Below are 24,982 nucleotides of genomic sequence, written 5' to 3'. Positions count from 1 at the left end.
CACATTTAACACGGTTGCACAAAGTTGCAACATGGTGGATATTTCACGCTATCAACAGAACGCTATTACAGAACAACAGGAGTTTTGGCATGGGGATGACCACCATGGGGGTTAAGCTGGATGACGCAACCCGCGAACGGATTAAAACCGCTGCAACCCGCATCGACCGCACACCGCACTGGTTAATCAAGCAGGCGATTTTTAACTATCTGGAAAGACTGGAGAGTGAAGAAGGCCTGCCGGAGCTGCCTGCCCTGCTGGCGGGCGCAGCGAACGAAAGCGAAGAGGCCGCGACGGCCGTTGAAGAGAACCACCAGCCGTTCCTCGAATTTGCCGAGCAGATCCTGCCGCAGTCCGTCAGCCGCGCCGCCATTACCAGCGCCTACCGCCGTGCCGAAACCGACGCCGTGCCGATGCTGCTGGAGCAGGCGCGCCTGCCGGAAGCCGTTGCCGCTCAGGCGCACAGCCTCGCGTATCAGCTTGCCGACAAGCTGCGTAACCAGAAAACCGCCAGCGGACGCGCCGGTATGGTGCAGGGTCTGTTGCAGGAGTTCTCCCTCTCCTCGCAGGAAGGCGTGGCGCTGATGTGTCTGGCGGAAGCGCTGCTGCGTATTCCGGATAAAGCCACCCGCGATGCCCTGATCCGCGACAAAATCAGTAACGGCAACTGGCACTCCCACATTGGCCGCAGTCCGTCCCTGTTCGTTAACGCCGCCACCTGGGGCCTGCTGTTTACCGGCAAGCTGGTCTCCACCCATAACGAAGCCAACCTGTCGCGCTCTCTGAACCGCATCATCGGCAAGAGCGGCGAGCCGCTGATCCGCAAGGGCGTGGACATGGCGATGCGCCTGATGGGCGAGCAGTTCGTCACCGGGGAAACCATTGCCGAAGCGCTGGCGAACGCCCGCAAGCTGGAAGACAAAGGCTTCCGCTACTCCTACGACATGCTGGGTGAAGCGGCGCTGACCGCCGCCGACGCGCAGGCCTACATGGTCTCTTACCAGCAGGCGATCCACGCCATCGGTAAAGCGTCCAACGGTCGCGGTATTTATGAAGGTCCGGGCATCTCTATCAAGCTTTCCGCCCTGCACCCGCGCTACAGCCGTGCGCAGTACGACCGGGTGATGGAAGAACTCTACCCGCGCCTGAAGTCCCTGACCCTGCTGGCGCGCCAGTATGACATCGGCATCAACATCGACGCCGAAGAGGCGGACCGTCTGGAGATCTCCCTCGACCTGCTGGAAAAACTGTGCTTCGAGCCGGAGCTGGCGGGCTGGAACGGGATTGGTTTCGTTATCCAGGCCTACCAGAAACGCTGTCCGTTCGTCATTGACTACCTGATTGACCTGGCCAGCCGCAGCCGTCGCCGCCTGATGATCCGTCTGGTGAAGGGCGCCTACTGGGACAGCGAAATCAAACGCGCCCAGATGGAAGGTCTGGAAGGTTATCCGGTCTATACCCGCAAGGTCTATACCGACGTCTCTTACCTCGCCTGCGCGAAAAAACTGCTCGGCGTGCCGAACCTGATTTATCCGCAGTTCGCCACCCACAACGCCCACACCCTGGCGGCGATCTACAGCCTCGCGGGTCAGAACTACTATCCGGGCCAGTACGAGTTCCAGTGCCTGCACGGCATGGGTGAACCGCTGTACGAGCAAGTGACCGGTAAAGTGGCCGACGGCAAGCTGAACCGTCCGTGCCGAATCTATGCCCCGGTAGGTACCCACGAAACCCTGCTGGCCTACCTGGTGCGTCGTCTGCTGGAGAACGGGGCGAACACCTCCTTCGTTAACCGCATCGCCGATACCACCCTGCCGCTGGACGAACTGGTGGCCGATCCGGTACAGGCCGTTGAGAAGATGGCGGCGCAGGAAGGCCAGATTGGTCTGCCGCATCCGAAGATTGCCCTGCCGCGCGAGCTGTATGGTGCAGGTCGCGTCAACTCGGCGGGTCTGGATCTCGCCAACGAACACCGTCTGGCGTCGCTCTCTTCTGCCCTGCTAAACAGCGCATTGCAGAAGTGGCAGGCCAGGCCGATCCTTGAGCAGTCCGTTGAGGACGGTGAAATGCAGCCGGTGATCAACCCGGCAGAGCCGAAGGATATCGTCGGCTACGTGCGCGAAGCCACGGAAACGGAAGTGGAGCAGGCCCTGGAGAGCGCGGTGAACAACGCGCCAATCTGGTTTGCCACCCCGCCGCAGGAGCGTGCCGCCATTCTGGAACGCGCGGCGGTGCTGATGGAAGATCAGATGCAGCAGCTTATCGGCATTCTGGTGCGTGAAGCGGGTAAAACCTTCAGCAACGCCATCGCCGAAGTGCGCGAGGCGGTCGACTTCCTGCACTACTACGCCGGTCAGGTGCGCGATGATTTCGACAACGAAACCCACCGTCCGCTCGGCCCGGTGGTGTGTATCAGCCCGTGGAACTTCCCGCTGGCGATCTTCACCGGCCAGATTGCCGCGGCGCTGGCCGCAGGCAACAGCGTGCTGGCGAAACCGGCAGAGCAGACCCCGCTGATCGCCGCCCAGGGCATTAACATTCTGCTGGAAGCGGGCGTACCGGCGGGCGTGGTGCAGCTGCTGCCAGGGCGCGGTGAAACGGTCGGGGCCAAACTGACCTCCGATAACCGCGTACGCGGCGTGATGTTTACCGGTTCTACCGAAGTGGCCTCCCTGCTACAACGCAACATCGCCACCCGTCTGGATGCGCAGGGCCGTCCTACCCCGCTGATCGCTGAAACCGGCGGCATGAACGCCATGATCGTGGACTCCTCCGCGCTCACCGAGCAGGTCGTCGTTGACGTGCTGGCCTCTGCTTTCGACAGCGCGGGCCAGCGCTGTTCCGCCCTGCGCGTACTGTGCTTACAGGATGACGTGGCTGACCACACGCTGAAGATGCTGCGCGGTGCGATGGCGGAATGCCGCATGGGCAACCCGGGCCGTCTCACCACCGACATCGGGCCGGTGATCGACGCGGAAGCCAAAGCCAACATCGAAAACCACATTCAGACCATGCGTGCCAAAGGCCGTCCGGTGTTCCAGGCGGTGCGCGAGAACAGCGAAGATGCCCGCGAGTGGCAGACCGGCACCTTCGTGCCGCCAACGCTGATTGAGCTGGCAAGCTTCGACGAGCTGAAAAAAGAGGTCTTCGGTCCGGTACTGCACGTGGTGCGCTACAACCGTAACAACCTCAACGAGCTGATCGATCAGATCAACGCCTCGGGTTACGGCCTGACGCTTGGCGTGCATACCCGTATCGACGAAACTATTGCCCAGGTGACCGGCAATGCTAAAGTCGGCAACCTGTACGTCAACCGCAATATGGTTGGCGCGGTCGTGGGCGTGCAGCCATTCGGCGGTGAAGGTCTCTCCGGCACCGGCCCGAAAGCGGGCGGTCCGCTCTATCTGTACCGTCTGCTGGCAAACCGTCCGGAAAATGCGCTGGGCGTGACGCTGGCGCGTCAGGACGCGGAATATCCGGTGGATGCGCAGGTGAAAGCCGTGCTGACCCAACCGCTGGACGCGCTGATTAAGTGGGCTGAAAATCGTCCCGAGCTGCATGCGATTGCACAGCAGTACGGCGAGCTGGCGCAGGCGGGAACACAGCGTTTGCTGCCGGGTCCAACCGGTGAGCGCAACACCTGGACGCTGATGCCGCGCGAGCGTGTGCTGTGCGTGGCGGATAACGAGCAGGATGCGCTGGTGCAGCTGGCAGCCGCAACGGCAACGGGCTGTGAGGTGCTGTGGCCGGAAGATGCTCTGCATCGTGACCTCGCCAAACAGCTGCCAAAAGCGGTCTCGGCCCGCATTCGCTTTGCGAAAGCCGATGCCCTGCCGACCCAGCCGTTTGACGCGGTGATCTACCACGGTGATTCTGACCAGCTGCGCGAACTGTGCGAGCAGGTGGCGGCCCGCAGCGGCGCGATTGTCTCGGTGCAGGGCTTCGCCCGCGGGGAGACCAACCTGCTGCTGGAGCGTCTGTACGTTGAGCGCTCGCTCAGCGTCAACACCGCGGCGGCGGGAGGTAACGCCAGCCTGATGACAATCGGTTAATCGTGTAAACTCTCCCCGGTGACGCTACGCTTACCGGGGCTACAAAACAGCCCAGGCCGGATAAGCACAGCGTATCCGGCTTTTTACATGGAGGGGATGATGAAAAGAGTATTTCTCGCAGGTGCAGCCCTGCTCATGAGCGCCAGCGCGCTGGCCGACGAGTGCGATAACGCGACCACCCAGCTTGAACTGAACACCTGTAGCGCGCAGCAGTACCAGGCCGCCGATAAAAAGCTCAACGAGACGTATCAGGCCGCCATCAAACGTGCGGCAGCGCCTCAGCGCGATCTACTGAAAAAGGCGCAGCAGGCGTGGATTAGCCTGCGCGACGCGGACTGTGCGTTTATCGGTTCGGGTACGGAAGGCGGGAGCGTTCAGCCAATGATTGTTAACCAGTGTCTGGCGGAGAAAACCGCGGAGCGCGAAGCGTTTCTGGCCACGCTGATGCAGTGTGAAGAGGGCGACTTAAGCTGTCCTCTTCCGCCGGGAAACTAGCGCACGCGGATCCCTTCGATAATCATCCGCTGTACGTTTTCCAGGGTGCTCTGGAAAAACGCCTCGTCCTGGAGCGTTTTACCAGTCACCGCCTCGACCTGGGCCGCGAAGTCAGCGTAGTGCTGGGTTGAGGCCCAAATCATGAAGATCAGATGATGCGGATCGACGGGCGCCAGTTTTCCGCTGGCGACCCATCCGGCAATAATGGCCGATTTATCGTCCACCAGCTGCTTTAGATCTCCCGTCAGCTCCGCCTGCAACAGCGGCGCGCCCTGCAACATCTCCAGGCAGAACAGCCTTGATGCCTGCGGGTAATCACGCGATACCTCCAGCTTCAGGCGTATGTACTCCTCTATCGCCACCAGCGGGGCCAGCTCTTCGCGAAACGCCTTGAGAGGTGCCAGCCAGATATCGAGGATCTGCTGCATCACCGCGATATAGAGCGCCTCTTTTGACGGGTAGTAGTAGAGCAGATTGGTTTTGGACACCCCGGCCTGCTCGGCCACCTGCTCAAGGCGCGTGCCGTGAATACCAAACTGCGAAAATGTCTCCAGCGCAGCGCTGAGGATCGCCTGTTTCTTGGCGCTCACCGCCTGCGAACGTTTACCGGGTGTTTTCACTGCGCCTTGTGTCATTTTCGCTCTCCTTATTGGTTTGCCATAGCATAGCAAAAGCCCTGCTTTCTCTCGACATTTTGGGGAGCGGGGCTGCACCAAATCAAAAAGGAAAATGTACGGACAGGTAGACTTAACAGCCCACTTATATTACAAATTTGATATCACTTTTTTCTCGTTAAGTAAGGGCTTTTCCCATGCCTTTAGTCATACGACAAGCAACATTAGCCGATTCAGTATTACTAAAAGAGCTTGGCTATCGCATCTATCCAGCGCACTTTAAGCATATGTGGCAGTCAGAATCAGGATTGTATAATTATTTGGAATGTGAATATTCTCTTCCTGTTATTGAGCAGAATATTAATGACAAAACATAAGCTGGTATATAGCGGAAATAGTTCAGCCGATTAGTTTTGCGAAGCTGACATGGCAAGCGACTATCCCTAATACAGACATTAGTGGTGTTCTTCTTGACAAACTCTACCTTGCCCCAACTAAAACGAATCAGCATTACGGTCAATTAATGTTTAAAAAAGTCATAGATCTTGCCCGAAGTGATGGAAAAAAATTTTTATGGTTGGAGGTTCTCGAGCAAAACGAACATGCTCATAGATTCTATAAAAAGCAGGGGATGCAATACATCAGCGACATCGTTTTCGAAACAGAGTCACAGCGGAGCATACTCAAGATAATGGGGATGTGTATATAACGTCCGATTTTCGCTCACAGCGGACCTTCGGTGCTGGCTGCATCGTGTCAGGAGTGGACCTTACAAATATCAGCGCGAGAATCAATAGAGAACAAACATACCAGCTCTGGGAGAGATCGTTTCACACAGGTAAAGAACAGACGCAATCACCAATTCTTATACCAAATCCAACCTCACCCGATGGTTTAATGTTTTACTGTTATTCTTCTTTGCTGACGAGAGTAAAAAATGATTGACCACACCGGATTCAACGTCATAAATCTTGAAGACAGTAAGTAATGTTACACAAATGTTCTTGCCAGTCTTGGTCATGTTATCCGGCTTGAATTTCCGGGCAAGGCGGTAGGTTTTGGTCCCGCCCAACTCGATGAAGGGCAAGATCCTGGCGGTGCGTTCTGGTTAACACAGGGAACTCCCTCCACACCCCGAATGCATCTTGCCTTCAATGCAAAAAACAAAGAGGATGTTGAGGCATTCCACCGTGTCGCCCTCCAGGCAGGTGGAAAAGATAATGGTGCGCCGGGTTACAGGCCCCATTATCACCCTGGATATTACGCCGCGTTCATCCTTGATCCTGATGGGTACAATATAGAGGCGGTTTAACACGAGACGCGATAGTCGCTAATATACTTCCCCAATGCTGATAGACGATCCTGCGCAAATATTCAGGCAGGATCATCTGACGGGTGGTATCAGTTCAGTAAAAGCGTTGGTCAATTAATGCGTTTGGCATAATTACTTTTTCTGTATCATGAAAAGCGCTTACATCATTTCCTGTATTTCCGTTCCTCTGCTCATAGCAGCCGGTCAACTACCGTGATTTCTGAAGGTGTATCGGCTGTTATTTTACATAAATGGACGGAACTTCCTGTTTGTCAGGGTGACACGGAAAAGGACACAGGCGATACTTATCCTGGAAGATCGAGAGCTGACTGCTTTAGATTACAACAAAACTGGTCTGAAATATTGCTGAAATGGCGCGTTCCGGGTCTGAATCCCAGAAAATTGGCCCACGAAGCACCACGGTAGAAAACCCAGTTTTGCAGTATGGGGGATTATTATGGCTGAAGTCGTAGCTCATTTTTTGTCCTCGCTAACGCTGCGGGAGTTTCGTCGTTAAATGCCTCCCTGCTCTGACGGATATAGACAGAACAGTCTGAGCATCCCGAGGAAGCAGATATTACAATGAAAGGATCAGTGATGTATAATCAATGATGCCAAAATTAACGGTGTTTTTTGTGGTATGGAGACTGCCTGCTCTGGCTTTTCTTCTTTTGGTTTTTATGGTTTTAAAATACGAGTCCGGTCTTGGGAAAATCTCACTAGCAGCATTTATTTGTTTAGTTGCAGTTGTTTTATATAGGATATTTTTGAACTGATATGTTATCAGTCCCAGTGGATATAAAATGCTGTATGTCCAAGTGATTGCGGAGAATTAAAAGAGTGAAGAAAAGACGGCTGGTGCGGCTCGATGGCTGCATCCAGCTCTTATTGGGAGTGCATCTAGTGGGATCGCATGATAGATGATTTTTTAATCAACATTGCGAGTAGTGGTTATAAATATCCCGTCCTCCCTTCTGCGATAGTTTGAAAACATTACCCGGTTCATTACACATGCGACTTTCATAAAAGTTATCCGTTGTTATATTATGTAAACAGATAAGTCGTGTTCCATAGGTAATATCTTCACGATCACTAGGAATTACTTCGTGTTCCGGTCCATACCAATATAGTTTGGCTTTATCGCCCTTTGCAATAAATGGAGCTGGATCACCAGAAGCCTCCTTATACTCAAATGTAAATTTTTCTCCATCACAAACCATATTCACCATGCATTTTGTATAACTTGTACTATAAGACAAATCTGAACCAGTATTGGGCTCGTATACAGTTACTTTTCTTCTCTCCCGGTATACAGAGTCTATTGTAACTATTCTTCGGTTGAGTTCCTTAGGTAATCTTAGGTTTAGCTCGTAATCTTGTTTATGCTGGCAACTTTTTGATAAGTTTGTCACAGAGGAAAATAAATCTTTTTCTTGCATAAGGTTTTTTCGCATCAAATCTCGAAATTGAATGAATTCATCTGAGTATGTATGACAAAAATTAAGGAGTGTCAGGATAAAACCAAACAAACTTAGTAATAAAAATGGGACATAACATACAAATATATCAGTGCTAGATGAGTAATACGCACCTATAGAAAGTGTACATAAAATCAGACCAAGCAATACAGCTAAAGATGCAGATTTACCACGATTTCTTTCAGTGTCCATCATTCTGAACTCGATGCAATCGCAATCTCCTAGCCAGCATATCCTATAGCTATTAGGTGATATTTTATATACAATGATATAAAGATCGCTGTTTTTGGAAATGCATTCAAAGGAATTAAAATTTGGTGTGACTGGTCTCAGATCGTAGTAACTTAAATAATAGTAGAACTCATTGTAGGTGATTCTTACGTATGAGGCATTGTTACCTTTCTCATCACACATTCTGTCGATTTTTACTTTGTCAAAAGGCAACCTGAGGCATTTATACATATCTTTGCGACCTAAATTATGTTTGATGTTTATGTCCTGGCACAAATTATAGAAGAAACAGGTCATGAAAACAATTCATACACATGATACATGGATTTGTGAAATATATTTACAGGGTGAATTTCCCATTACCTGAAATTGGACAGAACAACCTGAACGTCCAAGCTGGTGATTGCTCCGAACCGTTGAATTCACAGCCAGCAGCGGGCTTTTAGTTGTTGTCAATGGGAGGGTATTTCAGCAAAATGAGGTTACCTTTAAAAACGGCAATTTTTTATGCAGTCTCCAACTATTAAATCTAGCTCCGGCAGGAGTTACTAACTCATAGAATAAAGGATGCACGGGATCGGATTATGCGTACTCATAAACAGAATAAGCCTCGTAAACTGTATTGCAGCGTCAACACGACTACGCGGCACCATTCTAATAATCCAGGTGCTGAATATTGCTGGGAACGTAATCGTAAAAGAGTCGGGGATGAACTACTGGCCAAGCGCGAGTCAATACATGGCGGACAGAAGCATGGCCGAGACTACACATCATTGTTTTATTTTCTGATCAAAAAGATTGGCAAATCGTGGAATGAAATATTCAGCGAAGTATGTGGACGTCTTGATACCACCGAGCCTGTATTCTGGTTGGTCGCGCTACATGAGCATCAGCGAAGGGATTTATTCTGCATTGGCGAAAGCAGTTTTTATCCGGGTCTGTTTGTTGATGAGAATGGAATTCTGCAAGAGGTAAATACTTCAATCACGATAAAGGATGTTAAGGTGACTTGCCGCTGCTGCACACACACACTTATATTGGAGAATCTGTACCCTGGATAGATTGAATAACAACACCTTTTATCCTGCCACGGGTGCGGCCCTCATCAGCAACGAGAGCGATTACTAACTTTTGCTTTTTGCTCAATGCGGACGACCCGCTCCCCAATCCCTTACCGCCCCTGCACCGCCATCGCGCACCGTTGCCTGTTTGCGTGCATCTATTTTGACCATTTAGTCCACTTTATTTGCACTCTATTCACCAACCTTGCGTTAACACATTAACAATAAAGCCCTTTTAAAAACTGGCATCCCCTTTGCAAAACCCTTTTCACGAGGCTGAACAGGATATGCAGGATGCAGCGCCACGTCTGACTTTCACCCACACAGAGATGAAGAGAGGTTCGTGATGAAAATTGGCGTATTTGTACCGATCGGCAACAACGGCTGGCTTATCTCGACCACTGCCCCGCAATACATGCCGACCTTTGAACTGAATAAAGCCATCGTGCAGAAAGCGGAGCACTACCACTTCGACTTTGCCCTCTCGATGATCAAGCTGCGCGGTTTCGGCGGTAAGACCGAATTCTGGGACCACAACCTGGAGTCTTTCACCCTAATGGCGGGCCTGGCGGCGGTAACCTCGCGCATCCAGATTTACGCCACCGCCGCCACCCTTACCCTTCCCCCGGCAATCGTGGCGCGGATGGCCTCCACCATCGACTCCATCTCCGGGGGGCGCTTTGGCGTTAACCTGGTCACCGGCTGGCAAAAGCCGGAGTACGAGCAGATGGGGATCTGGCCGGGCGACGATTACTTCTCCCGTCGCTACGACTACCTGACCGAATATGTGCAGGTGCTGCGCGATCTGTGGGGCACCGGCAAAAGCGATTTCAAAGGCGACTTCTTCACCATGAACGACTGCCGCGTCAGCCCGCAGCCGTCGGTGCCGATGAAGGTGATTTGCGCCGGGCAGAGCGACGCGGGAATGGAATTTTCCGCGAAATACGCCGACTTCAACTTCTGCTTCGGCAAAGGCGTTAACACCCCTGCCGCCTTCGCGCCCACCGCGGCACGCATGAAAGCGGCCGCCGACAAAACCGGGCGCGACGTGGGCTCCTACGTGCTGTTTATGGTGATTGCCGACGAAACCGACGACGCCGCGCGCGCCAAATGGGAACGATACAAGGACGGCGCGGATGACGACGCGCTGCGCTGGCTGACCGAGCAGAGCCAGAAAGATACCCGCTCCGGCGCGGACACCAATGTGCGCCAGATGGCCGACCCGACGTCTGCCGTCAATATCAACATGGGCACGCTGGTTGGCTCGTATGCCAGCGTGGCCAGAATGCTCGACGAAGTGGCTGCCGTGCCCGGCGCCGAAGGCGTGCTGCTGACCTTCGATGATTTTCTCACCGGCGTGGAAACCTTCGGCGAGCGCATCCAGCCGCTGATGCAGTGCCGCGCCCACATCCCTGCCGTGACGAAGGAGGTGGCGTAATGACGACCCTTAACGCTCGCCCGGAAGCCATTACCTTTGACGCGCAGCGCAGCGCGCTGATCGTGGTGGACATGCAAAACGCCTATGCCAGTAAAGGCGGGTATCTGGATCTGGCCGGGTTTGACGTCTCCACCACGCAGCCGGTGATTGAGAACATCAAAACCGCCGTGAGCGCCGCGCGTGCTGCGGGCATGCTGATCGTCTGGTTCCAGAACGGCTGGGACGACCAGTACGTCGAGGCTGGCGGTCCCGGCTCTCCCAACTTTCACAAATCCAACGCCCTGAAAACCATGCGCCAACGGCCCGAACTCCAGGGCACGCTGCTGGCGAAAGGCGGCTGGGATTATCAGCTGGTGGATGAGCTGGTACCGGAACCCGGCGATATCGTGCTGCCGAAACCGCGCTACAGCGGCTTTTTCAATACCCCGCTCGACAGCCTGCTGCGCAGCCGGGGCATTCGTCATCTGGTCTTTACGGGCATAGCCACCAACGTGTGCGTGGAGTCGACCCTGCGCGACGGCTTTTTCCTCGAGTATTTTGGGGTGGTGCTGGAAGACGCCACCCATCAGGCCGGACCGGATTTTGCCCAGAAAGCCGCCCTGTTCAATATCGAAACCTTTTTTGGCTGGGTCAGTAACGTCAATGATTTCTGCGACGCGCTGACGCCGCCGCTCGCCCGCATCGCCTGAGGAGAACCGCTATGCCGAAATCCGTGATTATTCCGCCGGGCACCAGCACCCCGATTGCCCCGTTTGTCCCCGGCACCCTCGCCGACGGCGTGGTGTATGTCTCGGGCACGCTGCCGTTTGATAAAGACAACAACGTGGTGTTTATCGATGACCCAAAGGCGCAAACCCGCCACGTGCTGGAGACGATCAAAACCGTGATCGAAACGGCGGGTGGCACTATGGAGGACGTGACCTTCAACAGCATCTTTATCACCGACTGGAAAAACTACGCCGCGATTAACGAGATTTACGCGGAGTTTTTCCCCGGCGATAAACCGGCGCGGTTTTGCATCCAGTGCGGGCTGGTAAAGCCCGAAGCGCTGGTTGAAATTGCCACCGTTGCGCACATTGCGAAGTGAGGCGGCCATGAAACTGTCCATTTCACCGCCCCCCTTTGCGGGCGCGCCCGTGGTGGTACTGATTGCCGGGCTCGGCGGCAGCGGCAGCTACTGGCTGCCTCAGCTCGCCGTGCTGGGGCAGGAGTATCAGGTGGTGTGCTACGACCAGCGGGGCACGGGGAATAACCCGGATACCCTGCCGGAAGACTACACCCTCGCACACATGGCCGACGAGCTTGCGCTGGCGTTAGCCGAGGCCGGGATCGCCCGTTACTGCGTGGTCGGCCACGCGCTGGGGGCGCTGGTCGGCCTGCGGCTGGCCATCGATAAGCCCGACGCCCTCACCGCGCTGGTCTGCGTCAACGGCTGGCTGACCCTCAATGCCCATACCCGCCGCTGTTTTGACGTTCGCGAACGTCTGCTGCATGCGGGCGGCGCGCAGGCGTGGGTAGAGGCACAGCCGTTGTTCCTCTACCCGGCAGACTGGATGGCCGCCCGCGCCCCGCGGCTGGAGGCCGAGCACGCGCTGGCGCTGGCCCATTTTCAGGGCAAAGCCAATCTGCTGCGCAGGCTGCATGCCCTGAAACAGGCCGATTTCAGCCGCCACGCTGCACGCGTTCGCTGCCCCGTACAGATTATCTGTTCCACCGACGATCTGCTGGTGCCGTCCGTCTGCTCCGCTGAACTGCACGCCGCCCTCCCGCACGCCCGCAAAACGGTCATGCGCCAGGGCGGGCATGCCTGCAATGTGACCGCGCCGGACATCTTTAACACTCTGCTGCTGAACGGGCTTGCCAGCCTGCTGCACAACCCAGAACCCGCTTTGTAAGGAGCTTGAATGAGCGAAGCCATCACGCCCGCCGCGCTGGAAACGCTGTTTACCGGCGCACGTACCCATAACGGCTGGCTGGATATACCGGTCAGTGACGAGACGCTGCGCGAGATTTATGACCTGATGAAATGGGGGCCGACGTCCGCCAACTGCTCCCCGGCGCGCATTGTGTTTGTGCGAAGCCCGGAAGGAAAAGAGAAGCTGCGCCCGGCGCTCTCCAGCGGCAACCTTGAGAAAACGCTCACTGCCCCGGTCACGGCGATTGTCGCCTGGGACAGCGAGTTTTATGAGCGCCTGCCTGAACTGTTCCCACACGGCGATGCCAGAAGCTGGTTTACCTCCAGCCCCGCGCTGGCGGAAGAGACCGCCTTTCGCAACAGATCAATGCAGGCCGCGTACCTGATTTTCGCCTGCCGCGCGCTCGGGCTGGACACCGGGCCGATGTCGGGTTTTGACCGGGAAAAAGTGGACGCGGCCTTTTTCACGGGCACGCTACTCAAAAGCAATCTGCTGATTAACATCGGCTATGGCGATACGACCAAACTTTACGGACGCCTGCCGCGTCTGGCCTTTGACGATGCCTGCGGGCTGGCGTAAGGAGCGAACGTGATGACACCGGATAAACAAACCTTTCGCGACGCTATGGCCTGCGTCGGCGCAGCGGTCAATATCATTACCACCGACGGCCCGGCAGGCCTGGCGGGCTTCACCGCCAGCGCGGTATGCAGCGTCACGGATTCCCCGCCTACCCTGCTGGTGTGCCTGAACCGCGGCGCGTCGGTCTGGCCGATTTTCAGCGAGAACCGCACCCTGTGCGTTAACACGCTGAGTGCCGGACAGGAGCCTTTATCCAACCTGTTTGGCGGGAAAACGCCGATGGCGGACCGCTTTGCCGCTGCCCGCTGGCAGACAGGCGACACGGGCTGCCCGCGTCTGGAAAATGCGCTGGCCTCGTTCGACTGCCGCATCAGCCAGGTGGTGAGCGTTGGCACTCACGACATTCTGTTTTGCGACATCGTATCCATCGTACGCCACCCGGCGCCGCAAGGGCTGGTGTGGTTCGACCGCGGCTATCACGCACTTATGCGACCCGCCTGTTAATCCGCATTCAGGAGACAGATCATGTTCGGACTTCCCCACTGGCAGTTGAAATCGACCTCCACAGAAGAAGGCGTGGTCGCGCCGGATGAAAGGCTCCCGCTCGGGCAGACAATGGTGATGGGCGTGCAGCATGCGGTCGCGATGTTTGGTGCGACGGTGCTGATGCCCATGCTGATGGGGCTGGATCCTAACCTCGCCATTTTGATGTCGGGTATGGGTACCCTGCTGTTCTTTTTTGTCACCGGCGGGCGTGTGCCCAGCTATCTGGGCTCCAGCGCCGCCTTCGTGGGGGTGGTCATTGCAGCGACCGGGTTTAACGGTCAAGGTATTAACCCCAACCTGAGCGTGGCCCTCGGCGGCATTATCGCCTGTGGGCTGGTCTACACCCTGACCGGTCTGGTGGTGATGAAAGTCGGCACGCGCTGGATCGAGCGGATGATGCCCCCCGTCGTCACCGGGGCGGTGGTGATGGCGATAGGCCTGAACCTCGCGCCGATTGCGGTGAAGAGCGTATCCGGCTCACCATTTGAAAGCTGGATGGCGGTGATAACGGTGCTGTGCATCGGCGTGGTGGCGGTCTTTACGCGCGGCATGATCCAACGGCTGCTGATCCTGGTCGGGCTGATTGCGGCCTGTCTGGTCTACGCGCTGCTGGCGAACGTGTTCGGTCTCGGCAAACCGGTTGATTTCACACTGATTCACCAGGCCGCCTGGTTCGGCCTGCCGCAGATAACCTCACCCACCTTTAACGCTCAGGCGATGATGCTCATCGCGCCTGTCGCGGTGATTCTGGTGGCTGAAAACCTGGGCCACCTGAAAGCCGTAGCGGGAATGACCGGGCGCAATATGGATCCGTATATGGGGCGGGCGTTTGTGGGAGACGGTCTGGCGACCATGCTCTCCGGCTCGGTCGGCGGCAGCGGCGTGACCACCTACGCGGAAAACATCGGCGTGATGGCAGTGACCAAAGTCTACTCGACGCTGGTCTTCGTGGCGGCGGCGGTGATGGCGATGCTGCTCGGCTTTTCCCCAAAATTCGGCGCATTGATCCACACCATCCCGGCCCCCGTGATTGGCGGCGCCTCGATTGTGGTATTTGGTCTGATTGCCGTGGCAGGGGCACGTATCTGGGTGCAGAATCATGTTGATCTGAGCCAGAACGGTAACCTGATCATGGTGGCGGTAACGCTGGTGTTGGGGGCGGGTGATTTCGCCCTGACGCTGGGCGGGTTTACGGTGGGCGGGATTGGCACGGCGACCTTCGGCGCGATCCTGCTCAATGCCCTGCTGAGCCGCCGGAAAAGGGATGTACCGCAAGGAAAAGCCATCACCCCCTCCACCTGAAATACGTGCCGCTTTCTTGCCGGGTGACGCTACGCTTACCCGGCCTACAATTGGCAAGTAGGCCCGCGCAAGCGAAGCGCCGCCGGGCTAAACGGGCAGGCTGCGCGTTATTAGCTATCTGCCCCTTGTTCAGCGCTCAATCCGGCAGTCGCCTTACGTCGTTTTTTTAACTTCAACTCGCTCACCAGCACCCCGGCGATAATAAACGCCGCGCCCACCAGCGCCAGCAGGGGCAGACGTTCCCCGGCGAGTCGCCCGAAAATACCCGCCCATACCGGTTCACCGGTATAAATGACCGTCGCCCGAGTTGGGGATACGCTGCGCTGCGCCCAGTTCATGGTGACCTGGATAATGGCGCTGAAAATGCCCAGCCCCAGCGCCACGACGATAAGCCCGGTAGACATCGGCGGGACGGACTCCCCTGCCGGCACCATCGTCGCGAACGCCACCAGCGACGCGGTGGTAAGCTGCACCACCGTCACCCGCTTGACGTCCACTTTTCCTGCCCAGGCGCTAATCAGGATAATTTCTGCCGCAATGGCGACGGCCCCCACCAGAGTGATGATCTCCCCCGGCCCCAGCGCCAGCAGATTATTTTCCGGCCCGGCTAATAAAATAAGGCCGATGAACGCCAGCACGATGCCAATGCACGACATCAGGCCCGGCATTCTGCCGAGGCACAGCCACTGCAACAGCGGCACCAGCGGTACGTACATGGCGGTGATGAAGGCGGATTTACTGCTGGAGATAGACTGGAGCCCCCACGTTTGCAGGCTGTAGCCCATGGCAATCGCCACACCAATGGCGACACCCGCCTTAAGCTCTCTCAGGGTCAATCCGCGCAGGGTTTTCAGCGAAATAAGCGCCACGGCAATCGCCGCGGTTGCAAAGCGCAGCCCTACAAAGAAAAACGGATCGCTCATCGTGACCGCGTACTGAACGGCAAGAAAGGTTCCGCCCCAGAACATGGTGATCAAAATCAGGATCGCTTCCTGAGGCTTAATGGAGAAGGTAAAACGGGAAACGGACATGGGACACCAGCACGAAGAATTAATCCTGTAGTGTGCGATGCCTTTGATGACAGTTCAATGTAGCTGACATAAAAAAACCGCCGGGAAACCCGGCGGCAGGGCGTTAACCCGGCGTACTACTTATTGCTGCCGTGGCTATTTTTACCCCCTTTTTTACCAGCCTCTGATGCGCGCTGAGGGTCATTTTTGAAGTTGCCCCCGCTAGACTGGCCACCTTTACGACCTGCTTCTGATGCTCTTTCACGGTCTTCAGCGAAATTACCTGAACCACCACGATGGTTTGCCATCTCTAACCTCCAGAGTGTGAAACATTAGACATCATATTGCATTCAGTAAAAGAGGATTCTTTCACCTCGCGGCTCAAGGACAGTGCCTTTATCTGTGCCGCGTGAAACTAAGCTTAGTGTAATGCGGCTATCCGGCAAGCGAGAGGTAATATTCTGCAACATGATCTCAGCCTTTCGTATGAAATATCGGGGAAGTTATTCATAAGCCATTCTTATATTTTGAAAAATCCGCGCCGCGAAAGTTGTTTCATTTTGCTACAAGGCGCGTAACCAAAAGATATTGTTATATATCAAAGAAATGCCGTTCATTTTTGCAGTCTGGCTGTGATGTCATATCTTTAAAGGAACGCAGCGATCCGCTGTAAGAAAAACCAACGAGGAGTGATGCAAAATGGCAAAAGTTCTGGTGCTCTATTATTCCATGTATGGACACATTGAAACCATGGCTCACGCAGTAGCAGAAGGCGCAAACAGAGTAGACGGCGTTGAGGTCGTGGTTAAACGCGTACCGGAAACCATGCAGGCGGAAGCCTTCTCCAAAGCCGGGGGGAAAACACAAAACGCCCCGGTCGCCACCCCGCAGGAGCTCGCGGACTATGATGCCATTATCTTCGGCACCCCGACCCGCTTCGGCAATATGTCCGGCCAGATGCGCACCTTCCTCGACCAGACGGGCGGGCTCTGGGCCTCCGGCGCGTTATACGGCAAGCTGGCCAGCGTGTTCAGCTCTACTGGCACGGGCGGCGGCCAGGAGCAGACGATCACCTCCACCTGGACTACTCTTGCCCATCATGGGATGGTGATTGTGCCGATTGGCTACGGCGCGCAGGAACTGTTCGATGTTTCCCAGGTTCGTGGCGGGACACCGTATGGTGCGACCACCATTGCCGGTGGCGATGGTTCACGTCAGCCAAGCAATGAAGAACTTTCAATCGCCCGCTATCAGGGTGAATACGTCGCGGGTCTTGCCAAAAAACTGAACGGCTAACCCAACAGGAGGACAAGTATGCCAACTCAAGAATCCAAAGCTCACCACGTGGGCGAATGGGCAAGTTTACGCAATACCTCTCCGGAGATTGCCGAAGCCATCTTTGAAGTCGCCAATTATGACGAAAAGCTGGCTGAGCAGATTTGGGAAGAAGGCAACGATGAAGTACTGGTTCGCGCCTTTGAAAAAACCGACAAAGATTCGCTGTTCTGGGGCGAGCAAACCATCGAACGTAAAAACGTCTGAACGTTCCCCCCGCCCGCGCGGGGGGTTATCTTCTATTTCGCCGCGTTGTTCATCACCGCATTGAATTTATCGACAGGACAGAAGCCGTTGCCATCCACCGGACAGCCCTTCAGTTCCAGCGTCACGCGCTGCGCAGGGGATTGCAGCGACAGTACGCTGGCGTTACGCAGTTGCTCTGAACTCTGGTAGACATACTCAATTTTCATCAGCTCCTGATTAGTGTTTTTGTCATGCCAGCGCTGGAAGACAATTTTACCACCAATCGGGGTTCTTTCCTGCTGGTCGTGCAGCTGATAAGGCCTGAAGTCCAGCGCGGTCAGCAGCGAGGCGATGTTAGAGTCGTGCCCCACCAGCAGGGTGATTTTTGGCGCTTTTGCCTGGTCGGTCACCAGCGCTTTATCAATGTACTTCACCAGCGGTTTAGCCACGTTCTGCGCCACCTCCGTCGACGTAAACAGCGAGTCCTGATAGCCGTTTTTCAGCTTCGACAGCACGCGCCACTGCTGATCGGTTTTGATTTCCCCCCAGGCCACCAGGTCTGTCGGGAAGCCTTCGTAATACTGTAGCGTGAACGCATCCACCAGCGAGTTACCCACCTTCAGCGGCCCGGAGACGCCCGGCTCTTTTTCATAATCGGCGCTGAACGTATCTTTCGCCTCCGTCAGGGAGCAGACTTTTTTCTCCTTGCAGGACGGCGAGTCGCTGTAGTTTGTCAGCTGTTCCAGCAGTTTGTAGCTTTCATCCAGCTGCATTTTCTGCCGTTCCGTCTCCATCGCTTTCAGCGCTTTCTCGCGAAACTCAGGGGAGTTATCGGTAATGACCGGATTGAAGGTGGGGTCCATGGTGCCCATTTTTTCCTGGTGATGCACAGGAACATCGCACCCGGGGAACGCGCCGGTGATAAAGAACTGCGCGGTCGCCACGGTGCGCTGGAGGCTGTTGGCGTAGGCATAGACGGCATCCGCTGGCGGGCATTCACCCGTCTTCACCATCCCCTGCTCTGCCAGCCACTCGCGCATATAGTGACCCATATACACTTCCAGTACGCCGCCTTTGGTGGTGAGCTGTCCACCCGGGACGTCCCACTCCGGCCACTGCTTCGGCGTGGACTGCTCCAGCACGCTGCCGTTATTGGCAAGCGGCGCGCGCAGGTTGTGGCGGCTCATGATGAGCACCTGTTCCAGCTGATAGCCGTCCGGCGTGTCCTGCGCCTGTGCGCCAAAGGTCACGGAAAGGGTACCTGCCACGGCAACTGCGAGTAGTGCTTTTCTCATCCCTAATTCCTCACACGTTTTTAATGTCGCCCTGAGTGTGACAGATCCGTGACAGGTTTTTCGGGAAGCATTTCTCAAACTGATGATTAACGTGCTTACGGCGTGTGCCGATGAGTTTTATAAAAAAACCATACCCCACCGGAGAATTCGCTGTGAAACGTACCCGCCTTGAAGAGAGCACCTGCCCCGTCGCCCGTTCGCTGGATATTATCGGCGACTGGTGGTCGCTGCTGATTGTTCGCGACGCGCGCTACGGGGTCGCAGTCGATATTCTGGTGGCCTATCTCACCGATGAAGCGGGGATCCGCGCTACGTAAAACAGTAGCCTAACGCTGAAGCTGGTCGCCGTATTCGCTCATCCAGGCGGCCAGCGGCGAGAGTGCGTCCTGAAGGGTTAGCCCCAGCTCGGTGATCTGATACTCCACGCGCGGCGGGATCTCCGGGTAGACCGTTCGCGTCACCAGCCCGCGCTGCTCAAACAGGCGCAGCTGCTTTGTCAGCTCTTTCTGGGTGATAGGGGCAGCGGCCCGCAGCAGATCGCCAAAGCGAACGGGCGTATTGAACACAATCAGGCGATAGAGAATGGGGATCGCCCACTTACCGGAAATCAGATTCACAAACTGCGTCATCGGGCAGGTATACGCCTCAGATTTTTTTTCGCAGCACGCTTCCAGCAGCTCTGCCATTTCACACCTCTTGCCTCGTTAGTATCCATTTGGTACCTGGTTTCCTTTCGATACTAACGTTTCTATAGTGCTTTCTCCAGAGACATTTCAGGAGAAGAACATGGGTCGTTTAACCGATAAGTATACGTTGATTACCGGCGGCACCAGCGGTATCGGTCTCGCCACCGCGCAGGCGTTTATCGCCGAAGGGGCGCGCGTCGCCGTGACCGGACGCAACCCGGATACCCTCGCCGAAGCAGAGCGCATTCTGGGCGATAAGGCCTGGGTGATCCCAACCGACGCAGGCGATATTTCGTCGCAAAAAGCGCTGGCGGAGACCCTCACCGCCCGCTGGCCACGCCTGGATGCGGTCTTTCTCAACGCCGGAGACGTAACGCACGCGCCGCTGGAAGTCTGGCAGGAAGAGGCCTGGGACCGTCTGATGAACATCAACCTGAAGGGACCGTTCTTTTTAATTCAGGCGCTGCTGCCGCTGCTGAATAACCCATCCTCGGTGATCCTCTGCGGCTCCGTGAGCGCGCGCATCGGCCTGCCCACCAGCAGCGCGTATGCCGCGAGCAAGGCCGCCCTGCTGTCGCTGGCGCGTACACTGTCGGCGGAGCTGCTGCCGCGCGGGATCCGCGTCAACGGTCTGAGTCCCGGTCCGGTGGAAACCCCGGCGTTTACGAAAACGGGCTTAAGCGACGAGGCGCTTAACGCGATGATGGCAGAGGTCATTAAGCTGGTGCCGCTGGGCAGAATGGGCTCGACGACCGAGCTGGCAAAAGCCGCGCTTTATCTGGCCTCCGACGAGTCGAGCTACACGGTGGGAACGGAACTGCTGGTGGACGGCGGAATGGGGAGCCTGTAATTCAAAAGGCGCTGATGCCGGTGACCGCGCCGACATACAGCGCCGCCCACGCACAGGCGGAAAGCAGGCTGACGGCGTAGACCTTGACGGCGTTCAGCCTGAGCATCCCGGCCGCCAGCGGGACGATGTAACGCAATACCGCCAGGAAGCGCGACGTAAAAAGCACGATGACCCCGTTCTTTTGCAACTGATGCTGGACCCGCAGGAACTTATTGGCATGCTTTGAGGTGAAGCGCGTGACCATCCGGGTATGCCCCATCAGTTGGCCGATATGGTAATTCAGCATCGAACCTGCCGTTGCCCCCATCACTACGGCGAGCCACGTCAGCGCAGGATGCATGCTCCCCTGGCTGACGGTAATACCCGCCAGCAGCATCACCGACGCAGGCGGCAGCACGGAGGAGATCAGCACCGTCGATTTGCTCAGCACCATCACGAATAACAGCACAAACAGATGTGCCGGATACAGCGCAAAATGATTCAGCAGGTTATCAACCCATGCCATTTTCCCCTCCACCGTTAATAATTTAATTCTCCATTTAAAATGAATAACCTTAAATAAACCCTCAACATTTTATTAATAAGATTTACCTAAACCGTTCTTAAACATTATTTAATTTTCTGAGCACTAAATTTAAACAGGCGTATTATCCCTCTCGTTTTACAACGATCTCGTTATGGCGAGGCTCCTGTACAAATACACGTTATCGCTCTGGTGGGTTCGAGAGAACCGGCACAGGGTAAAACAGGCACTGTCGAATCAAGGCTTTGTCAGTATAACTTCCCTTGTGGGATACGGTGTACAGTGCTGAACCCAGGACGTGGGGATCTCCTTTCCGACATGCCCTGTCTTGCTCGCCCCTGAGAGATTTTATTATTCAAAGGGAATTTACTATGTCTTACGCTATTCACAACCAAAACCTGGCTTTTAATGACAGCGCCATCGCGCAATATATGAATACCGATTTTATCGTTATCGATATTTCATTATGCGTAGCTCTGGCACGCGAGCAGTTCTTTGAAAAATTAAAAGATGATGATATTCCGTCGCATATTTTTATCGAAGATAACGGTCGCCTCGCAGGTTTAATCGCCGTACGCAAATTATTGCAGGCCACGGACACCGTGCAGCCTGTTAAGGGGTTGATGATATCGGATTTTATTCAGCTCAAACCGGAAGATGAGCGGGCGGATGTCGCCGGGCTGCTGGCGCACGCGGGTGCGGATGTAGTGCCGGTGGTGACCCACGGCAAGCTGGTGGGCTGCCTTACCGAGCGTGAAATCGCCCATCTGCTGGAAGATGATGTTACTGAAGATGCCCAGCTTCAGGGGGCGACGCTGCCGCTGGAGAAGCCCTATCTGGAAACCAGCGCCTTCAGCCTGTGGAAGAAACGCTCCGTCTGGCTGCTGCTGCTGTTTGTTGCGGAAGCGTATACCAGTTCGGTGATCCAGCATTTTGAAGAGGCGCTGGAATCTGCCATCGCGCTGGCGTTCTTTATTCCGCTGCTGATTGGCACCGGCGGAAACAGCGGGACGCAGATCACCTCGACGCTGGTGCGCGCCATGGCGCTGGGTGAAGTCCACCTTCGCGATGTGGGTCGCGTGCTGCGCAAAGAGATCAGCACCTCGTTAATGATTGCCGCCACGCTGGGTCTGGCGGGCTGCGTTCGCGCCTGGATGATGGGTATTGGGATGGAAATCACGCTCATCGTCAGCCTGACGCTGGTCTGCATTACGCTGTGGAGCGCCATCGTCTCGTCGGTGATCCCGATGGTACTGAAACGCTGCAAAATCGATCCGGCGGTGGTCTCCGCACCGTTTATCGCCACGCTAATCGACGGCACCGGGCTGATTATCTACTTCAAAATCGCGCAGTATACGCTGGGGCTGGAATAACGAAAAAACCCTGCGATATTGCTATCGCAGGGTTTTCGAATTTGGCGGAAGCGTAGAGATTCGAACTCTAGAACCCTTTCGGGTCGCCGGTTTTCAAGACCGGTGCCTTCAACCGCTCGGCCACGCTTCCAAAGTGAGGCGCACTATAAACATCTCTGAGCATGATGTAAAGCACGAATTTGCATAACATTACACGTCTTCCGTCCTCCCCTTCCGTCCCGCTGATTTCTTCGCCATCGACTGGCTAAAATGTAAACATTTATTTTTACATTCATAACGTTTATTAGATTCGCGGGTGGTCATTTAGACTCTTTTTCGCACAACACCCATTAACCGTAGATCACTGCGATAAGAGATTAGCCATGACTTTATTTAACGACGATTATGAATTTTTTATTTATCAGTGATAACTATTACCTTTGCCATGGTGTATCAAGCTCCCTGACATCAACCCATTTGATTCGCGATGACGCGGATATTCACAATCTTGATGGGGTCGATCAGGCGATGGATTTTATCATTGCGATTGAACAGGATAAGTTACGCAATAAAACCATTCGGCAGGTCAAAAAAGTTAAGCGTGATTACATTGTCCTGATGCATGAGATAGAAGCCAACCGCGCGGTGAGAATCGATAATATTATCTATTCGTCGATGCATTTTACTGCTCACCCTTTTCAGCAGCTGATGCGCTTTTACCGGGCGCTCAGAACACACTCCTTTACGCGACGCGAATATGACGTGCTGAAGCTGTTTCATTTGGAAAACCATGAGATCGCGAAAAAGCTGCAACTGTCACAAAAAACGACCAGCACCTACCGCGTGAGGATCCTCGAGAAATTAAATATGCGCTCAAAAAACATTCTGGCGATGACCCGTGTAAAATCGGCGATCGTCGATTAAAAGCTGTAACATTTTGCCTTGCCACAAAAAACCGGGCCGTCACGTTTCGACCTGAGGGGGTTTGGCTGGCGCGGTATACCAGTTCTCTTTGGCAACCATTACGCTGCCCTCTGGCTGCATAACAAAATTCGGGGACATGATCTGCACGTTAAATTCGTTAAACACATCCTGTATCTGGCTATGCAGTTCATTGCGGGCAACCGCGAGGGACTGTTCGGGCAGCAGACGGACCTGCAATTCGTAAGCGATATACCAGTCCATTAACCCTAACTGGCGTACCAGCGGCGGCTCGGAAAGGTCAATCCCTTTTGCCCGTTTCGCGGCCAGCTCCAGCATGGCATGCACCTGACGCCATGGGGTGTCATAACCGATCGTGACGCTGACCGTCAGATTGAGGCTGCCATCGGGCTGTAGCGCGCTCAGATTGGTGATCTTACCGCTCACCACCACCGCGTTGGGCACGGTAACGACATAATTTTCCCGGGTAATAATTTTGGTCGCCAGCATGCCAATTTCACTGACCTTGCCTTCGTTATCCGCCACCCGAATGACATCGCCTTTGCGCAGAGCGCGGGAGTAAATCAGGACCAGACCGCTCATGGCATGGTTCATCACCCCTGCCGAGCCCAGCGTTAACATCAGGCCAAAGAAGACGCTAATACCTTTAAACGCCAGCGAGTTTGCACCGGGAAGAAACGGCCAGGCGGCGGAGAGAGCAAATAGCCAGACGGCAACGGAAATGAGCTTACGGGTAGCCCCCACGGTTTCCGGATGTACGCCGGGAAGTTGCAGACGACCAGCCTCCACCTGATTGAGCACCATCCTGAGAAGCTTCAGAATAAATGCGGTAATGAGGAAAATGATCAGCACAATCGTCAGCCCCGGCAAGGCCGAGACAATCGCCAGGGCGATTTGCTGCACCACGCGAAGCGTCCAGTCTCCCAGCGACGTGCCCCACACCCGCGTCCACGGAAACAGACTGAATGCCCAGCTCAGCCAGACGTAAAAGCCGATCAACCCCAGCAGGAACATCAGCAAGGCGTAAAGCCGAATCTCAATTGCGCCAATGTACCGCCGCCAGCTTTGCGGCACCCGGCTGCGATTCTCCACAATACGCCGACGGTAGACGCGCCGGAACCAGCGCCAGGAACGCCACGCGCCATAGCAGAGCAGCAACAGCCCCAGCAGGCCAGCGGCAGTTTTTACCGTCGACAGCGCCAGCCAGCCGGTATCGTATTGATCGCGCAGCGCCATTCTCTGCGCTTCCATGCGCGCCAGCACGCGCTGTGCGGCCTGATCGAGGGTAAGATCGTCCCCTTCGTCCAAATCCCCTTCCGTCAGCAGCATCACAGGTTTCCCGTTCATCACTATCAGCCGTCCCTGCTGGTTATAGCGGGTCACGGGAACGATGCTGAGCGGCTCACGCACATCCGCCTCGGTAAAATTGCGCAGGGTGTTGCGGATGCGTAAAACGCGTTCTTCCGGCGTGGTCAGGCCAAATTTCGCCTGGAGCATGACGATGGGCTGATGGAAGATGTAGACCGTTCGGGCGCGCTCCTGCTCCGTAGGCGCCTGGCGGGGCTCTGCGGCATACGATGAGAAGGCGCTCAGGGCGGCAAAACAGAACGCAAACGCGAGCAGGATCTTTTTCATCCTTACTACCCCAGGTCAGAAATCTTGTTATTTTTCAGGCAACCCGCGAATGCCAGGTGGGTATGTTGAGAATAGTCCAGCCTTTCGTTTCTGCAACAAGCGACGGTGAGCGTGTTGCTCTCAGTCACAATATATGTATTATGT

General features: G+C 55.3%; 24 protein-coding genes, 1 tRNA gene, 1 pseudogene and 1 riboswitch. Of the genes and pseudogenes, 17 read left to right on the top strand and 9 right to left on the bottom strand.

Annotated features, from left to right (window positions below):
* Positions 1-89: 89 nt before the first annotated feature.
* Both putA and INF61_RS03720 read left to right on the top strand, forming a co-directional pair.
* Positions 90-4,052 carry a trifunctional transcriptional regulator/proline dehydrogenase/L-glutamate gamma-semialdehyde dehydrogenase gene (gene putA / locus INF61_RS03725; protein ID WP_193547534.1) on the top strand — a complete coding sequence of 1,321 codons (3,963 nt, stop codon included), beginning with the start codon at positions 90-92 and terminating at the stop codon, positions 4,050-4,052.
* A gap of 99 nt (positions 4,053-4,151) precedes the next feature.
* Positions 4,152-4,547 (top strand): lysozyme inhibitor LprI family protein, encoded by a 396-nt coding sequence (locus INF61_RS03720; RefSeq protein ID WP_017384770.1) that lies wholly within the window; start codon positions 4,152-4,154, stop codon positions 4,545-4,547.
* Here INF61_RS03720 and rutR read toward each other — a convergent pair.
* The gene (gene rutR, locus INF61_RS03715) at positions 4,544-5,182 is read right to left on the bottom strand and encodes an HTH-type transcriptional regulator RutR (protein WP_003858090.1); all 639 of its coding nucleotides are present in this window, start codon (positions 5,180-5,182) and stop codon (positions 4,544-4,546) included. The two genes, INF61_RS03720 and rutR, sit on opposite strands and share 4 nt — an antisense overlap.
* A gap of 502 nt (positions 5,183-5,684) precedes the next feature.
* Here rutR and INF61_RS23100 point away from each other — a divergent pair.
* Positions 5,685-5,870 carry an N-acetyltransferase gene (locus INF61_RS23100; protein ID WP_015570866.1) on the top strand — a complete coding sequence of 62 codons (186 nt, stop codon included), beginning with the start codon at positions 5,685-5,687 and terminating at the stop codon, positions 5,868-5,870.
* Between the two features lie 429 nt (positions 5,871-6,299).
* Complete coding sequence (locus INF61_RS23095) at positions 6,300-6,473, top strand: VOC family protein (protein WP_015570867.1); 174 nt, start codon at positions 6,300-6,302, stop codon at positions 6,471-6,473.
* A 932-nt stretch (positions 6,474-7,405) separates the two neighbouring features.
* Here the strand turns inward: INF61_RS23095 and INF61_RS03700 are convergent.
* Positions 7,406-8,146, bottom strand: coding sequence for a hypothetical protein (locus INF61_RS03700; protein WP_127850780.1), 741 nt, complete (start codon positions 8,144-8,146; stop codon positions 7,406-7,408).
* Between the two features lie 1,443 nt (positions 8,147-9,589).
* Between INF61_RS03700 and rutA the strand changes: the two genes are divergently transcribed.
* Genes rutA through rutG form a run of 7 tightly spaced genes read left to right on the top strand, consistent with a single transcriptional unit; the run spans position 9,590 to position 15,024 of the window.
* Positions 9,590-10,681, top strand: coding sequence for a pyrimidine utilization protein A (gene rutA / locus INF61_RS03695; RefSeq protein WP_062938613.1), 1,092 nt, complete (start codon positions 9,590-9,592; stop codon positions 10,679-10,681).
* Positions 10,681-11,370 carry a pyrimidine utilization protein B gene (rutB, locus tag INF61_RS03690; protein WP_032670160.1) on the top strand — a complete coding sequence of 230 codons (690 nt, stop codon included), beginning with the start codon at positions 10,681-10,683 and terminating at the stop codon, positions 11,368-11,370. Before rutA ends, rutB begins: the two co-directional genes overlap by 1 nt.
* A gap of 11 nt (positions 11,371-11,381) precedes the next feature.
* Complete coding sequence (gene rutC, locus INF61_RS03685; protein WP_015570870.1) at positions 11,382-11,768, top strand: pyrimidine utilization protein C; 387 nt, start codon at positions 11,382-11,384, stop codon at positions 11,766-11,768.
* Positions 11,769-11,775: 7 nt separating this feature from the next.
* A complete protein-coding gene (gene rutD, locus INF61_RS03680) occupies positions 11,776-12,576 on the top strand; it encodes a pyrimidine utilization protein D (RefSeq protein WP_193547533.1) in 801 nt (266 codons plus the stop codon).
* Between the two features lie 9 nt (positions 12,577-12,585).
* A complete protein-coding gene (locus INF61_RS03675) occupies positions 12,586-13,176 on the top strand; it encodes a malonic semialdehyde reductase (protein WP_193547532.1) in 591 nt (196 codons plus the stop codon).
* 12 nt (positions 13,177-13,188) lie between these two features.
* Entirely contained in the window at positions 13,189-13,680 is a 492-nt protein-coding gene (gene rutF, locus INF61_RS03670; RefSeq protein ID WP_015570873.1) for an NADH-dependent FMN reductase RutF, read from the top strand.
* Positions 13,681-13,701: 21 nt separating this feature from the next.
* Positions 13,702-15,024, top strand: coding sequence for a pyrimidine utilization transport protein G (gene rutG, locus INF61_RS03665; protein ID WP_023296285.1), 1,323 nt, complete (start codon positions 13,702-13,704; stop codon positions 15,022-15,024).
* 110 nt (positions 15,025-15,134) lie between these two features.
* Here the strand turns inward: rutG and INF61_RS03660 are convergent, their stop codons facing one another.
* Together INF61_RS03660 and INF61_RS03655 are read right to left on the bottom strand one after the other, a co-directional pair.
* Positions 15,135-16,055, bottom strand: a complete 921-nt coding sequence (locus INF61_RS03660; RefSeq protein WP_017384777.1) for a DMT family transporter — start codon at positions 16,053-16,055, stop codon at positions 15,135-15,137.
* A gap of 116 nt (positions 16,056-16,171) precedes the next feature.
* The gene (locus INF61_RS03655) at positions 16,172-16,342 is read right to left on the bottom strand and encodes a general stress protein (protein WP_001273664.1); all 171 of its coding nucleotides are present in this window, start codon (positions 16,340-16,342) and stop codon (positions 16,172-16,174) included.
* Between the two features lie 391 nt (positions 16,343-16,733).
* Between INF61_RS03655 and wrbA the strand changes: the two genes are divergently transcribed.
* Both wrbA and INF61_RS03645 read left to right on the top strand, forming a co-directional pair.
* On the top strand, positions 16,734-17,330 hold the full coding sequence (wrbA, locus tag INF61_RS03650; protein WP_033487263.1) for an NAD(P)H:quinone oxidoreductase: 597 nt from the start codon (positions 16,734-16,736) through the stop codon (positions 17,328-17,330).
* A gap of 18 nt (positions 17,331-17,348) precedes the next feature.
* Positions 17,349-17,576 (top strand): YccJ family protein, encoded by a 228-nt coding sequence (locus INF61_RS03645; RefSeq protein WP_006809324.1) that lies wholly within the window; start codon positions 17,349-17,351, stop codon positions 17,574-17,576.
* Positions 17,577-17,608: 32 nt separating this feature from the next.
* On the opposite strand, the gene agp is transcribed toward INF61_RS03645, so the two are convergent.
* Positions 17,609-18,850 (bottom strand): bifunctional glucose-1-phosphatase/inositol phosphatase, encoded by a 1,242-nt coding sequence (agp, locus tag INF61_RS03640; protein WP_192969376.1) that lies wholly within the window; start codon positions 18,848-18,850, stop codon positions 17,609-17,611.
* 152 nt (positions 18,851-19,002) lie between these two features.
* On the opposite strand from agp, the pseudogene INF61_RS22800 reads away from it, so the two are divergent.
* Positions 19,003-19,110, top strand: a pseudogene (locus INF61_RS22800) (winged helix-turn-helix transcriptional regulator); the annotation flags it as partial.
* 66 nt (positions 19,111-19,176) lie between these two features.
* Here the strand turns inward: INF61_RS22800 and INF61_RS03630 are convergent.
* Positions 19,177-19,536 carry a helix-turn-helix domain-containing protein gene (locus INF61_RS03630; protein ID WP_017384779.1) on the bottom strand — a complete coding sequence of 120 codons (360 nt, stop codon included), beginning with the start codon at positions 19,534-19,536 and terminating at the stop codon, positions 19,177-19,179.
* Positions 19,537-19,636: 100 nt separating this feature from the next.
* Between INF61_RS03630 and INF61_RS03625 the strand changes: the two genes are divergently transcribed.
* On the top strand, positions 19,637-20,386 hold the full coding sequence (locus tag INF61_RS03625) for an SDR family oxidoreductase (protein ID WP_015570880.1): 750 nt from the start codon (positions 19,637-19,639) through the stop codon (positions 20,384-20,386).
* 1 nt (position 20,387) lies between these two features.
* Here INF61_RS03625 and INF61_RS03620 read toward each other — a convergent pair whose 3' ends face one another.
* Positions 20,388-20,891 (bottom strand): DedA family protein, encoded by a 504-nt coding sequence (locus INF61_RS03620; protein ID WP_193547531.1) that lies wholly within the window; start codon positions 20,889-20,891, stop codon positions 20,388-20,390.
* 159 nt (positions 20,892-21,050) lie between these two features.
* Positions 21,051-21,220: riboswitch (M-box (ykoK) riboswitch) on the top strand.
* Positions 21,221-21,280: 60 nt separating this feature from the next.
* On the opposite strand from INF61_RS03620, the gene INF61_RS03615 reads away from it, so the two are divergent.
* Positions 21,281-22,282 (top strand): magnesium transporter, encoded by a 1,002-nt coding sequence (locus INF61_RS03615; RefSeq protein WP_015570882.1) that lies wholly within the window; start codon positions 21,281-21,283, stop codon positions 22,280-22,282.
* A gap of 42 nt (positions 22,283-22,324) precedes the next feature.
* Here the strand turns inward: INF61_RS03615 and INF61_RS03610 are convergent.
* Positions 22,325-22,412: transfer RNA gene (locus INF61_RS03610), tRNA-Ser, on the bottom strand.
* Between the two features lie 254 nt (positions 22,413-22,666).
* Between INF61_RS03610 and INF61_RS03605 the strand changes: the two genes are divergently transcribed.
* Positions 22,667-23,185, top strand: coding sequence for a LuxR C-terminal-related transcriptional regulator (locus INF61_RS03605; RefSeq protein ID WP_086524390.1), 519 nt, complete (start codon positions 22,667-22,669; stop codon positions 23,183-23,185).
* A 39-nt stretch (positions 23,186-23,224) separates the two neighbouring features.
* On the opposite strand, the gene INF61_RS03600 is transcribed toward INF61_RS03605, so the two are convergent.
* Positions 23,225-24,838 carry a mechanosensitive ion channel domain-containing protein gene (locus tag INF61_RS03600; RefSeq protein WP_193547530.1) on the bottom strand — a complete coding sequence of 538 codons (1,614 nt, stop codon included), beginning with the start codon at positions 24,836-24,838 and terminating at the stop codon, positions 23,225-23,227.
* Positions 24,839-24,982 lie beyond the last annotated feature (144 nt).

Source organism: Enterobacter cloacae complex sp. P18RS, assembly GCF_014982105.1.
Taxonomy (GTDB): domain Bacteria; phylum Pseudomonadota; class Gammaproteobacteria; order Enterobacterales; family Enterobacteriaceae; genus Enterobacter; species Enterobacter hormaechei_C.
Note: the sequence above shows the minus strand (reverse complement) of the source record. Positions and strands in the feature narration are given on the sequence as shown.